The sequence below is a fragment of the Streptosporangium sp. NPDC002607 genome (genome assembly GCF_053592655.1).
On record NZ_JBSFWD010000003.1, the window covers coordinates 193489 to 205357 of the forward strand.

An 11869-nucleotide genomic window follows, 5' to 3' on the forward strand; every position below is an offset into this window, starting at 1 on the left:
AGGACGTAGGTGTAGCTGATGAAGCTGATGGTCATGACGGTGGTGAGGGGGGTGGCTTCGGGGGTGTCGGTTTCGGGGGTGGTGGCGATTTCGGCGAGTGAGGTGTAGGTGTTGGCGCCTTCGAGCAGGAGTTCGGTGGTCATGTGTTCTTCCTTTCGGGTGTTGTGTGGTGGGTTTCGAGAGGTCGGAAAGTCAGCAGTTGAAGACGATGGTGAAAGAGACGTCGAGGGTGGCGGTGGTGGTGGTCAGCGAAGCGGCCTCGAGGGCATCGGTTTCGGGGGTGGTGGCGATTTCGGCGAGTGAGGTGTAGGCGTTGGCGCCTTCGAGCAGGAGTTCGGTGGTCATGTGTTTTTCCTTTCGGGGTTTTGTGTTGCGGGTTTGGGGGTCAGGTGGTTAGCACTCGAGGGCGTTGGTGACGGCGATGGAGGTGGCCCAGCTGATGCTGAGGATGCTTATGGTTGCGGGGCTGATTTCGGGGACGTCGATTTCAGGGCCAGACGCGACCTCGGCGAGGGAGGTGTAGGTGTTGGCGCCTTCGAGTAGGAGTTCGGTGGTCATGTGTTTTTCCTTTTGGGGTTTTGTGTTGCGGGTTTGGGGGTCAGGTGGTTAGCACTCGATGGCGACGGTGAAGGCGATGGCGCCGGGGGTCAGGATGAGCGTGATGGGGGTGGCTTCGGGGGTGTCGGTTTCGGGGGTGGTGGCGATTTCGGCGAGTGAGGTGTAGGCGTTGGCGCCTTCGAGCAGGAGTTCTGCGGACATGTGTTTTCCCTTTGGGGTGTTGTGTTGCGGATTTCGGAGGTCAGGTGATCAGCACTCGAGGTAAAAGGTGAGGGAGATGCTGACGCTGATGGTGGAAGTGGGAATGGCCTCGGGGGTGCTGGTTTCGGAGGCTGTGGCGATTTCGGCGAGTGAGGTGTAGGCGTTGGCGCCTTCGAGCAGGAGTTCTGTGGACATGTGTTTCTCCTTTCGAGATGCCGTGTGATGGGCTTCCCGGTTTCAGAGCATCAGCAGCTGTGTTCGAATGTGGCGATTGTGACGCCGATGCTGAAAAAGATGCTCACAATGGGAGTGGCCTCGGGGGTGTCGGTTTCGGGGGTGGTGGTGACCTCGGTGAGGGAGGTGTAGGCGTCGGCGCCTTGCATGAGGAGTTCGGTGGGCATGTGTTTCTCCTTTTCGCGGTGTTGTGCGGTGGGTGTGCTGGTTCAGGGCGTCAGCAGCTGCCGGCGACTGTGGCGGCGATCGAGTAGCCCAAGGTCAAGGAGATGATGTAGGGGGTGGCCTCGGGGGTGTCGGTTTCGGGGGTGGTGGTGACCTCGGTGAGGGAGGTGTAGGCGTCGGCGCCTTGCATGAGGAGTTCGGTGGGCATGTGTTTCTCCTTTTCGCGGTGTTGTGCGGTGGGCGTGCTGGTTCAGGGCGTCAGCAGTTGACGACGATGGTGGCGCCGTAGCTCAAGCCGAGGGTGAAGCTGAAGATGACGGGGGTGGCCTCGGGGGTGTCGATTTCGGTGGCTGCGGTGACCTCGGCGAGGGAGGTGTAGGCGTCGGCGCCTTGCATGAGGAGTTCGGCGGTCATGTGTTTCTCCTTTTGAGGTGTCTTGCGATGGGTTTTGAGAGGTAGGAGAGTCAGCAGCCGAAGACAATGGTGAAAGAAACGGAGAGGGTGGCGGTGCTGGTGGTGATCGAGGCAGCCTCGGGGGCGTCGGCTCCGGGGGCGTCGCGTACCCCCTGGCAAGCGAGGTGTACGCGACGGCGCCTTCCGTCAGAAGCTCAGCAGGTATACGATCTTTCTTTTGAAACGTTGTGCGATGAACTTCCCGGTTTCAAAACGTCAGCAGCCGCCGCCGAGTGTGAGTGCGACGCTGACGCTGACGCCAATGCTGAAGGAGACGGCGGGGGTGATCTCAGGGATGTCGGTTTCGGGGGTGGTGGCGACTTCGGTGAGGGAGGTGTAGGCGTCGGCGCCTTGCATGAGGAGTTCGGTGGGCATGTGTTTCTCCTTTCGCGATGTTGTGCGGTGGGTGTGCTGGTTTCAGGGCGTCAGCAGCCGAGGTAGACGGTGACGTTGATGAGGGTGATGGTCATGCTGACGATCGGGGTGGCCTCAGGAGCGTCGGTTTCGGGGCCCGCCGCGACCTCGGCGAGTGAGGTGTAGGCCTCGGCACCCTCCATCAGGAACTCGGTGGGCATGTGTTCACCTCCTCCGGTACCTCTCTCAAGATCCGGACCCGGGTTCGGGGTCGGTGGTCTCGAAGGGGAGCGTCGGTGAGTCGAGGTTGCGGTGGACCGCGTCGGGGACGATCCCGGCGGCCCGCAGTGCCTCGGCGACCGCCTGGTCCCGGTCGCCGCCGTGCTCGGCGTGCGCCAGCAGGCCGGCGGTGACGGCCTGGGAGCGGTGCTCGCCGAAGCTCAGGCCGCGCATCCCGGGCCGGGAGTCCTGCGGCTCCCAGGCCCAGCCGATGCCGCGATCCAGCTCGGCGACATAGCTGGACATGTCCTGCCGGAGCCCGCCGGCCGCGGAGGCCGCCCGGGCGATCTCCGGTACGACATGCCAGGAACGTGACCCCAGGTAGACCACGATGGCGTCGCGACGCGGATAGAGGTCGCGAGCGGAGAGCACTTTGGCCCGATAGGGAACCTGAAGCTCCTCCAGCCGTTCGATCACCGCGCCCCACAACCCGGGGGCCGCGTCGGCCGCGTCGGCTCCGACGTACAGCCGCACGCACGCGCCCTGCTCGATGTCGTGCCCCAGCGAGCCGTTGACGAGTAGAAAGCCGGGCGACAGCGCCGGCAGGACGGCCGGCAGACTGACCCATCGCGACGGCCCGCCGGGCGTCTCGACCTCGGCGCCGAGTTGCGGCTCAGGGATCAGCACACGCACGCCGTGCAGGCGGACGACGGCGGGCGAGCCGGGCTCCATCGGGGCCAGGACAGGGGAGACACGGTGCGGAACCATCGCGCGCAGAGCCTGCTCGAAGCCGGAATCACGCAGCGACTTGGGACGCGGCCCCTCCCTGAGCTCCCGGCCGGCGTGGAACACGTCGTACAGCGCGTCCGCCAGCGCGCCGCGCAACGCCTTGGGACTGTCGGCGGTGACCTCGCGATCGTCCACCGTGGCGGACATCAGATCCGCGCTGATCTGCACCCGGTCGAGTGACTGCTTCACCTTCAACCTCCAATGCCCAACGTGGTGGTGAAGTCGGCGGGACTGAGCAGGACCTTGCGCCCGACGCCCGCCGCCGCACGTTGCAGGGGCGTCAACCGCGGGCGCTGGAGGCCGGCGGCGAGGAGCCGGTCGAACATGTGCCAGCCGGCGAAGGCCGCTGCCCTGACCGCCAGCTCCTGGTCGGCGCGGGCCGCCGGCCTGGCATCGAGATAGCCCGACCAGAACGACTCGATGTACGGCCGCAGGGTCTCGAACCGCCGGGCGCCGTTGGCCACGACCTCCCGGTCGCTCACGGCGTCCTCATGGGTGGCCATGCCGAGCACGCCACGGAAGAGCCATTCACCGACGAAGGCGCCCACGTCCCGCGCGGGGTCGGCCACTCTGGCCTCCTCCCAGTCGGCCAGATACAGCGTGCCTTCGTGGTACAGGAACTGGTCGATCCGGAGGTCACCGTGGACCAGGACGCGGGAACTGCCTTTCTCCCACTGGGAAAGGTTCCTGATCGCCTCGACGACCACGGGATCGTTGTGCAGGATCCCCCACCCCTCCAGTTCCGCCCCGCTCGCGGCCGCGTAGACCTCCAGCGGGATAGCGGACAGGCCGCCGAGCGGCGGGAGCGGCGGTTCCGAGGTGTCCTCGGCCACGGGGCCCGGCGCCTGGAGGGTGTGGAGCGTCCCGATCTGGATCCCCGCCGAGTTGGCGAGTTCCCAGGTGAAGCCGTCTTCGGTGGCGAGGTCGGCTCCGCTGGTGGCACCCTCAAGCAGGGTGAAGGCCACCAGGCCGGACTCGCCGTCGCCGCCCAGGAAACGGGGAGCGTTGATCACCGCATGCGCGTCGAGCAGCACGCCCATCGCGCTGATCCGGTCCACCTGCCGGCGGACCATGTCCGCCGGCCCGTTGACCCGCTTGACGAAGACCGGAAGTCCCGTACTGGTCACGCCGGCCCAGATGTCGTTGCGACCGAGGAACGTGGAGACCGCGTCCTGTCGCAGGGTCCCCAGATCGAGCCTCGTGAGGAACTCCGCGACCTCGGGAACCTGATCGAGCGGCACCGGAGCCAGCTTCGGCCGTTCACGCACCGTCATCGTCGGCCTCGAAACCTGAGGCGTGGCGCGGCCCGGTGCCGGTGATCTTATCGGCGGCCAGATGGAGGCCGCCCTCTTTGTCGCAGTGTCTCCTGCGCATGATTCTGTCTCCCCGTGAGTGGAACGGACATCTGGACGCGACCACGTTCGTCGGGATGACGGCGAAGATCCGTTCCGGACTCGTCCTCGGTCTTCGTGGTCAACTCGGGGTGAGCGTGTCCTTATCGCCTTGAAAGTGACTTGTGGGCGACTGCATTGGCATGTCAACGGGCATGAAGATTCCCAGGTAGGCGGGCATGGAGCTGTTGATCGGTGCCATCGGCAAGGTGCGCGTCGCCTCCGGTGGGCGGCCGGAGGTCCCCGCTGCCGGGGGACTCTCAGGGCCTGCTGAGGCGTCCACTCGCCCGTGTCCAGGCTGACGCCGCGGGCTGACGCATGCGGGCCGAGGGACGCGGACTGAGGGACGCGGAAGGACTCGCCTTCGGCGAGCACGCCGGTGCCGTGGCGCAAAAGCCGATCACGCGGCCGGTCACAGTGCGTGAGCGGTGAGGAGGAGATCGGCCGATCGGGTCAGGGACATCTCAGCGATCGAACCGGGGCGAGAAGCGACTTCGCCGTCTCGGTTGCGGGCCGTGCCCTCCGGCGTGGCGCGGGCCGAGGTCGCCGCACTGCTCGTCGAGCACGGACGCTTCACCGGGCGTGACCGGGGAGCGTCCGTGGGGCGCGGCGACTGGATCTGGCCTTCGCCGCTGAGGGCAAGGCGGCCTGGTCGCTCGGAGAATCAAAAAGGCCGTTTCCCGCTGGGGGGAAACGGCCTTTGATGTGGGTGGACGATACAGGGATTGAACCTGTGACCTCTTCCGTGTCAGGGAAGCGCTCTCCCGCTGAGCTAATCGTCCGCATGGGGAAGGACCAGAGGTGGAGACGGGATTTGAACCCGTGTAGACGGCTTTGCAGGCCGTTGCCTCGCCTCTCGGCCACTCCACCGGAGTGAGAGCCCGAAGACCCTTCGAGCGGAAGACGGGATTCGAACCCGCGACCCTCACCTTGGCAAGGTGATGCTCTACCACTGAGCCACTTCCGCGTGTTTCCTCCGGGTTTCGCTCCCGGTGGCGACGAGAGAACTCTAGCGGGTTTTCCGCGCGGTTGCGTAACCGTGCGTTCAGCCGCCCGTCCGGTGCCCGTAGGGCGGGCGGCTCAGCCGGTCTGGCCGGTCTGGTGGCGCAACTGACGGACGACGGCGCGTTCCACCGCGGGCAGGGTGAGGAAGATCTCCAGGATGCGGGTGAGGCGGTGCACCTCGATGCGGTGGAAGGCGGGGCCGTCGGCGCGGGCCAGCAGGAAGGTCAGGGCCAGCGGGGGCAGCGGGGCGGCGATCACGTGCAGGCCGGAGTCGAGGGTGAAGGAGGTCGGGCGGGCGGGGGTCTCGGTGGGGAAGGGGACCTGCTCGGGAGCCCGCCAGCTGGAGTGGACGGTCACGCGAGGGATCTTCTCGGTCGCCGCTGCGGCCCAGTCGGCGCTGAACAGCACGGGCATGGAGTCGATCAGGGTGGCCAGCGCCCGATCGCCGGCCGTGGTGATGTATTTGAGGATCTCCAGCTCCGGGTAGGTGCCCGGTGCCTCGCGCGTGCTCCAGACACCCTCGATCGTCACCCCCGGCACGCTCTCCAACCCCTCGACCAGGGTTTCCCTGGGGGCGGAGTCGGGCCAGTAGACGGTGATGTCGTCCAGTGCCCGGCCCTCGCCGCGCTCCAGGACGACCACCTGGGTGATGTCCGCGCCCGCGACGCCGAGGACGCGGGTGACCTTCCCCAGGGAGCCCGGCCGGTCGGGCAGTGCGATCCGCAGTCGCAGCAGCATCCGCGGCCTCCCATGTCACGTCGGGTTACACCAGGTACACCATATCCAGCGGATGATTCGTCCCGCTCGTCGCGGTGCGGTAGAAAAGCCAGGTGGAGTCGTTGAAACTGGGATCGCTGGAGGTGTGGCCGCCGGTCGTCCTCGCCCCGATGGCCGGGATAACCAACACGGCGTTCCGTGCCCTCTGCCGGGAACAGGGCGGCGGTCTGTTCGTCTGCGAAATGATCACGACGCGGGCGCTGGTGGAGCGTAGCCCGAAGACGTTGAAGATGATCCGGTTCGAGCCCGACGAGCGTCCCCGCAGCCTCCAGCTCTACGGGATCGACCCGGTGACGGTCGGCAGGGCCGTCCGCATGATCGCCGAGGAGGACCTGGCCGATCACGTCGATCTCAACTTCGGCTGCCCGGTGCCCAAGGTGACCCGCAAGGGCGGCGGCTCCGCCCTGCCGTACAAGCGGAACCTGCTCCGGGCGATCCTGCGTGAGGCGGTGCGCAACGCCGGGACGCTGCCGGTGACCATGAAGATGCGCAAGGGCATCGACGACGACCACCTGACCTATCTGGACGCCGGGCGGATCGCCGTGGAGGAGGGCGTCTCCGCGATCGCGCTGCACGGCCGCACCGCGATCCAGCACTACGGCGGAACCGCCGACTGGGAGGCGATCGCGCGGCTCAAGGAGAGCGTGCCGGAGATCCCGGTGCTCGGCAACGGCGACATCTGGAGCGCCGACGACGCGCGCCGCATGATGGACGAGACCGGGTGCGACGGCGTCGTCGTCGGCCGGGGATGCCTGGGGCGCCCGTGGCTCTTCGCCGACCTGGCGGCCATGTGCGAGGGCGGCGACGAGCGGCGCCGTCCCCGGCTGGGCGAGGTCGCCGCGACCATGGACCGGCACGCCACCCTGCTGACCGAGTGCTTCGAGAGCGAGCCGCACGCCGTGGCCGACTTCCGCAAGCACGTCGGCTGGTATCTCAAGGGTTTCACCGTCGGCTCCGCCCTCCGTCGCCGCCTGGCCACCTCCGAGACCCTGGCCGGCCTGCGGGAGGGGCTCGCCGAACTCGACGCGGACCAGTCCTGGCCCGAGGGCGTGGACGTCCCCCGGGGCAAGACCAATCCGCGCGACCGCGTTCACCTGCCCGCCGGCTGGCTCGACGACCCGTACGACCTCGCGGTCCCCTGCCTCGACGCCGAGACCGACACCTCGGGCGGCTGACCCGCGGCTTTCCGGGTGCCGTCGTTGAGGCGGCTGGTCGACCGGGGCCGACGGCCGGTCGCCATCGGTAGTCGTGCGCCCCGGTCCTGCCGCCTGACGTTCGCTTTCCCGCGCCGTTGGGGCAGAGATCTCCCGCGAGGACGGGCGTGACGCGAATGTGACCCGTTCTGACAGATGAGAGTCAACCTTCTCGGTAATCTGCAGTCGAATATCGCGGCTCACACGTGGAGACGACGGTTGACGAGCACCACATCAGCGGATGAGTTGATCGCGGAGTTCGACGCGGAACGGCCAGCCCGGCGGCTTTCCGGCCGGGTGGCGCAGGCCGTCACGCTGGTCGCCCTCGGCCTGTCGCTGTACGTCCTTTACCGCGCGTTCCGGCCCGGCCCCGTTCTCCCGTACCGGATGCTCTTCCTCGCGGTCGTGCTGCCGCTCACCTTCGTCTGTTACAAGCCGGGGCGGCGGGGCACCGACCGGCCGGGCGCCGACGACTGGGCGCTCGCCGCGCTGGCGCTCGTGGTCTGCCTCTACCCGCTGGCGGTCTTCGACGACTTCATCCGGCGCGCCTTCGAGCCGACGACCCTCGACGTGGTGGCCGGGGCGGTCATCGTCCTGCTGGTGCTCGAGGCCTGCCGGCGCACCGTCGGCTGGATACTGCCCGCGGTCTGCGTCGGGTTCGCCGCCTACGCCTACTACGGCGGCTACCTGCCCTTCGACTGGGTCGTCGGGCACCGCGGCTACGACATCGACCGGATCGTCGTCTCGTTCGTGATGGGCACCGACGGCGTGTACGGCGTGCCGCTCGACGTGGCGGCCACCTACATCATCCTGTTCACCGTCTACGGCGCCGTCCTCGACCACTCCGGGGCGGGAAAGTTCTTCGTGGACGTCTCACTGGCCGCGTTCCGCCGCTCGCGCTCGGCGCCGGGCCGCACGGTCACCCTCGCCGGATTCCTGCTCGGCACGGTCAGCGGTTCCGGCGTCGCGACGACGGTGAGCGTGGGCAGCGTCGCCTGGCCGATTCTGCGCCGGGCCGGATACCCGCCCGAGCAGGGTGGGGGAGTGCTCGCGGCGGCGGGCATCGGAGCGATCCTGTCGCCCCCGACTCTCGGCGCCGCGGCGTTCATCATCGCCGAGTACATGCGCGTGAGCTACCTGACGGTGCTGCTCTACGCCACCATTCCCACCGTCCTGTACTACCTGGGCATCTTCCTGGCCATCGAGATGGACGCCCGCAGGTACGGGACGCGGGCGGTCGAGGTGGACGCGCCGAGCCTCTGGCCACTGGTCAGGCGGTTCGGTTACCACTTCAGCTCGCTGTTCGTGATCGTCATCCTGATGGCGCTCGGCCAGTCGCCGTTCCGCGCCGTGGTGTACGCCACGCTGCTCGCCCTGGTGCTCTCCTTCCTCGACTCCGAGCACGCCCTGACCCCCGGCAGGGCGGTGAGGGCTCTGGCCGCGGGGGCGACCGGGGTGCTGCCGGTCGCGGCGACCTGCGCCGCCGCCGGGCTGATCGTCGCCGTCGTCACGCTCACCGGGCTGGGCCTCAAGGCGAGTTCCCTGATCGTCGGCGCCTCGGGCGGGATCCTCGCCGTCACCGCGCTGCTGTGCGCGGTCGCGGTGCTCGTGCTCGGTCTGGCGGTGCCGGTGACCGCGTCGTTCGTCATCGCCGCGGTCGTCATCGGACCCGCGCTGACGGATCTCGGTGTCAGCCAGGCCGAGGCCTACATGTTCATCTTCTACTACGCGGTGCTGTCGGAGGTCAGTCCGCCCACGGCGCTGTCGGCCTTCGCGGCCTCGGCCATCACCGGGGGCAACGCCTACCGGACCATGATGACCACCTGGAGGTACACCCTTCCCGCGTTCCTGGTGCCTTTCGCCTTCGTGCTGACCCCTGGCGGGGCCGGGCTGCTGGCCCAGGGCACGTTCGGGGAGATCCTGGCGGCCACGACGGTCTCGGCGGTGGCGGTCACCGCGCTGGCCGCCGCCACCGGCGGGCGGCTGCTCGGTCCGGCGGGGCCGGTCGAGCGGGTGCTGTGCGCGGTGGCGGCGATCCTGCTGCTGTTCCTGTCGCCCCTGCCCGTGCTCGCCGGGGCGGTGGTCCTGATCGTGGTCGTCTCCCTCCATCTGGTGACACGCGAACGAGAGGCGGAGCATTGACAGTCAGACGCGGGACCGCCGTCCTGCTGGCGGCGGGGCTGCTGTTCCTGGCCGGCTGTGGCGGAGACAGGTCGGCCGACCAGGCCGTGGGCAAGAGGCTGTCGATCGCCACCGGCAACACCACGGGCGTCTACTACGTCCTCGGCGGGGGCCTGGCCGACCAGATCGGCAAGAACATCCCCGGCTATCAGGCCACGGCCGAGGCGACCGGCGCCTCGGTGGAGAACATCCAGCGGGTCGTCAGGGGCGACTCCGACATCGCCTTCACCCTGGCCGACTCCGCCGCCGACGCCGTCACGGGCAAGGGCGCCTTCACCACGCCCCAGCCGATCCGCGCCGTCGCCCGCCTCTACGACAACCACACGCAGGTGGTCGCCACCACCGGCTCCGGCGTGAAGTCCGTCGCCGACCTCAGGGGCAAGCGGGTCTCCACCGGCTCGCCCAACTCCGGCACCGAGGTGATCGCGCTACGCCTGCTGAAGGCGGCCGGTCTCGACCCGGAGGAGGACGTCACCCGCCAGTCGCTGGGACTGCCGGAGAGCGTGCAGGCGCTCAAGGACGGCGACCTCGACGCCCTGGTCTGGTCGGGTGGCCTGCCGACACCGGGCATCACCGATCTGCTGACCTCGCTCAGGGGCCAGGTCGCCTTCGTACCGCTGGACGGGGTGCTGCCCGCGATGCGCGCCGAGCACGGCTCGGCGTACGCCCCGGGCACGATCGCCAAGGACGTCTACGACACCCCCTCGGACGTGTCGACCATCTCGGTGCCCAACCTGCTCGTGGTGCACGAGAAGATGGACCCCGCCCTGGTGGAGAGCCTGACGAGGCTGCTCTTCGAGCGCAGAGCGGAGCTGGAGAAGATCCACCCCGTGGCCAGGGAGATCAGCCGCGACAACGCGCGGAAGACCGAGCCGGTGCCCCTGCACGACGGCGCGAGGAAGTACTACGGCTGATTCAGGCCTCGACGGAGCCGCCGCTGCGCCAGTAGACGTTGTTCTCCCTGCTGAGCATGCCCTCGTCGACCAGGTAACGGCGCAGCGCCGCGTAGTCGTCGTGGAAGGCGCGCAGCGCGACGTTGACCTCCTTCTCCGGGTAGCGGTTCCCCGGCTCGAAGACCTGGGCCACGTAGTCGAGCACGACCAACTGCTTGTCCCGCTTGCTGGGGATCGCCCGCAGCCGCCCCTCGACGAGGAAGGAGCGCAGCACCTTCTCCTCGGGAGAGACCGGGGGCGCGGGCTTGGCCGTGGTGTGCAGCAGCTCGCGGAACCGCTCGCGCCGCACCTGCCACTCGCCGCCCTCCCCCCGCACGGCGAGCCCGCCGCGTTCCAGGCGGTCCAGCGCGCGCCTGACCGCCTCCCTGTCGAGGCCGGACTCCTCCTCGGGCTTGCCGCCCAGTGCCAGAGTCGCCAGCACCCGCAGCGTGTCCTCCTGGTAGAGCAGGCCGAGCACCTGCCTGATCGCTTCGTCGCTCATCCCGCCATTCTCGTCGGTCGAGCCTGATGTTTCCGCGTTCACGAACAGCCGGAGAGCGATGTTCCGGCCGTTCCCCTTCCGCGCCGAAGGGGAACGGCCGGAACATCGCGAAGCCGCTGGAGGTCTCGCCGGGCACGCTCTACAACCAGAGGCTCCTCACACCGGCCCGCCTTCCTCCAGGTAGGCGGGCCGTGCTCAGATCGTCACTCCGGGACGCAGAGAACGCGGATCATGATGTTGAGCAGCCTGTCAGTGGGATTCTTGGCCTTGACCTCGTAGCTTCGGGGCGTTTCCTGGGTGAACACCAGGCTTGCCTTGGACACGATGACATCCGGCACGATCGTCCGGTTCGCAAGGTCAAAGATCTCGTAGCCCCCGCTCACCGCGATCTGCCCGCTGAGACACTTGCCAACGTAGGAGCCCTCGGTGTGCGGCTGAATGAGCGTGCTCAGGCCGCCCTGGAACTGTCCGTCAAACGGGTTCGGTCCCTCAGGTCCCGCCGGACCTGCCGGTCCCGTGGATCCTGCCGGTCCCGTGGGACCCATCTGGTTCCACCTGATGACCTTCTCCCCGGCCAGGCACCCTTCCTGCCCGGGCTCACCGGTAGGCGCCAGCTCCGTCTGCGCCGTCGAGGTCGGCGAGGGGAAGGGTGTGGGCTGCGCGGTGGGGACGCGTAGCGTGCCGCTCGCCGTAACGCACGCCGTGATCACATCGCTGGAGGCCACCGCCCCGGCGACCGCCACACCCGAACCTCCCACGATCAGTCCCGCCAGCGCCCCGACCGCCAGCATCGTCTTCTTGCCGTTCATCGTGCCCCTTGCTCATCGGACGACGACCCCACGCCGTCGTAACCCCCCAAATCTTCTGCATGGCATTGGTAACAGACTTGGAAGCCACTGGTTAGAGGTCACGGAG

Annotated in this window: 17 protein-coding genes and 3 tRNA genes; 3 read left to right on the top strand and 17 right to left on the bottom strand. The window is 68.3% G+C overall.

The annotated features are described in order from the left end of the window. Window positions 1-192: 192 nt before the first annotated feature. The 15 genes from ACWD3H_RS04860 to ACWD3H_RS04930 form a co-directional block, all read right to left on the bottom strand. The gene (locus ACWD3H_RS04860) at window positions 193-345 is read right to left on the bottom strand and encodes a hypothetical protein (RefSeq protein WP_451954056.1); all 153 of its coding nucleotides are present in this window, start codon (window positions 343-345) and stop codon (window positions 193-195) included. A 48-nt stretch (window positions 346-393) separates the two neighbouring features. Continuing rightward, window positions 394-558: a hypothetical protein gene (locus ACWD3H_RS04865; protein ID WP_451954057.1), complete on the bottom strand. Its 165-nt coding sequence runs from the start codon at window positions 556-558 to the stop codon at window positions 394-396. A 48-nt stretch (window positions 559-606) separates the two neighbouring features. Beyond that, window positions 607-759: an LxmA leader domain family RiPP gene (locus tag ACWD3H_RS04870; RefSeq protein WP_355548408.1), complete on the bottom strand. Its 153-nt coding sequence runs from the start codon at window positions 757-759 to the stop codon at window positions 607-609. A gap of 48 nt (window positions 760-807) precedes the next feature. Continuing rightward, window positions 808-954, bottom strand: a complete 147-nt coding sequence (locus tag ACWD3H_RS04875) for a hypothetical protein (RefSeq protein WP_355548411.1) — start codon at window positions 952-954, stop codon at window positions 808-810. Window positions 955-1004: 50 nt separating this feature from the next. Continuing rightward, on the bottom strand, window positions 1005-1160 hold the full coding sequence (locus ACWD3H_RS04880; RefSeq protein WP_355548414.1) for a hypothetical protein: 156 nt from the start codon (window positions 1158-1160) through the stop codon (window positions 1005-1007). Window positions 1161-1210: 50 nt separating this feature from the next. Further along, window positions 1211-1366, bottom strand: a complete 156-nt coding sequence (locus tag ACWD3H_RS04885) for a hypothetical protein (protein WP_355548417.1) — start codon at window positions 1364-1366, stop codon at window positions 1211-1213. Window positions 1367-1416: 50 nt separating this feature from the next. Next, complete coding sequence (locus ACWD3H_RS04890) at window positions 1417-1572, bottom strand: LxmA leader domain family RiPP (protein ID WP_451954058.1); 156 nt, start codon at window positions 1570-1572, stop codon at window positions 1417-1419. 255 nt (window positions 1573-1827) lie between these two features. After that, window positions 1828-1986 (bottom strand): hypothetical protein, encoded by a 159-nt coding sequence (locus tag ACWD3H_RS04895; RefSeq protein ID WP_451954059.1) that lies wholly within the window; start codon window positions 1984-1986, stop codon window positions 1828-1830. A 50-nt stretch (window positions 1987-2036) separates the two neighbouring features. Beyond that, the gene (locus tag ACWD3H_RS04900; protein WP_355548426.1) at window positions 2037-2186 is read right to left on the bottom strand and encodes an LxmA leader domain family RiPP; all 150 of its coding nucleotides are present in this window, start codon (window positions 2184-2186) and stop codon (window positions 2037-2039) included. Window positions 2187-2211: 25 nt separating this feature from the next. After that, complete coding sequence (locus tag ACWD3H_RS04905) at window positions 2212-3162, bottom strand: T3SS effector HopA1 family protein (RefSeq protein WP_451954060.1); 951 nt, start codon at window positions 3160-3162, stop codon at window positions 2212-2214. A 2-nt stretch (window positions 3163-3164) separates the two neighbouring features. Beyond that, complete coding sequence (lxmK, locus tag ACWD3H_RS04910; protein ID WP_355548432.1) at window positions 3165-4247, bottom strand: class V lanthionine synthetase subunit LxmK; 1083 nt, start codon at window positions 4245-4247, stop codon at window positions 3165-3167. A gap of 827 nt (window positions 4248-5074) precedes the next feature. Beyond that, a tRNA-Val gene (locus ACWD3H_RS04915) sits at window positions 5075-5146 on the bottom strand. A 17-nt stretch (window positions 5147-5163) separates the two neighbouring features. Next, window positions 5164-5234, bottom strand: a tRNA-Cys gene (locus ACWD3H_RS04920). 25 nt (window positions 5235-5259) lie between these two features. Beyond that, a tRNA-Gly gene (locus ACWD3H_RS04925) sits at window positions 5260-5331 on the bottom strand. A 113-nt stretch (window positions 5332-5444) separates the two neighbouring features. Continuing rightward, window positions 5445-6107, bottom strand: coding sequence for an ACT domain-containing protein (locus ACWD3H_RS04930; RefSeq protein ID WP_355548435.1), 663 nt, complete (start codon window positions 6105-6107; stop codon window positions 5445-5447). Window positions 6108-6199: 92 nt separating this feature from the next. On the opposite strand from ACWD3H_RS04930, the gene dusB reads away from it, so the two are divergent. From dusB to ACWD3H_RS04945, 3 genes are all read left to right on the top strand, one after another. Beyond that, window positions 6200-7321 (top strand): tRNA dihydrouridine synthase DusB, encoded by a 1122-nt coding sequence (gene dusB, locus ACWD3H_RS04935; RefSeq protein WP_451954061.1) that lies wholly within the window; start codon window positions 6200-6202, stop codon window positions 7319-7321. Window positions 7322-7558: 237 nt separating this feature from the next. Next, entirely contained in the window at window positions 7559-9481 is a 1923-nt protein-coding gene (locus tag ACWD3H_RS04940; RefSeq protein ID WP_451954062.1) for a TRAP transporter permease, read from the top strand. After that, on the top strand, window positions 9478-10434 hold the full coding sequence (locus tag ACWD3H_RS04945) for a TAXI family TRAP transporter solute-binding subunit (protein WP_355615168.1): 957 nt from the start codon (window positions 9478-9480) through the stop codon (window positions 10432-10434). The genes ACWD3H_RS04940 and ACWD3H_RS04945 overlap by 4 nt, the downstream gene beginning before the upstream one ends. A 1-nt stretch (window position 10435) precedes the next feature. Here ACWD3H_RS04945 and ACWD3H_RS04950 read toward each other — a convergent pair whose 3' ends face one another. Further along, on the bottom strand, window positions 10436-10954 hold the full coding sequence (locus tag ACWD3H_RS04950; protein WP_355548444.1) for a DUF2087 domain-containing protein: 519 nt from the start codon (window positions 10952-10954) through the stop codon (window positions 10436-10438). Between the two features lie 203 nt (window positions 10955-11157). After that, window positions 11158-11763 (bottom strand): hypothetical protein, encoded by a 606-nt coding sequence (locus ACWD3H_RS04955; protein ID WP_451954063.1) that lies wholly within the window; start codon window positions 11761-11763, stop codon window positions 11158-11160. Window positions 11764-11869 lie beyond the last annotated feature (106 nt).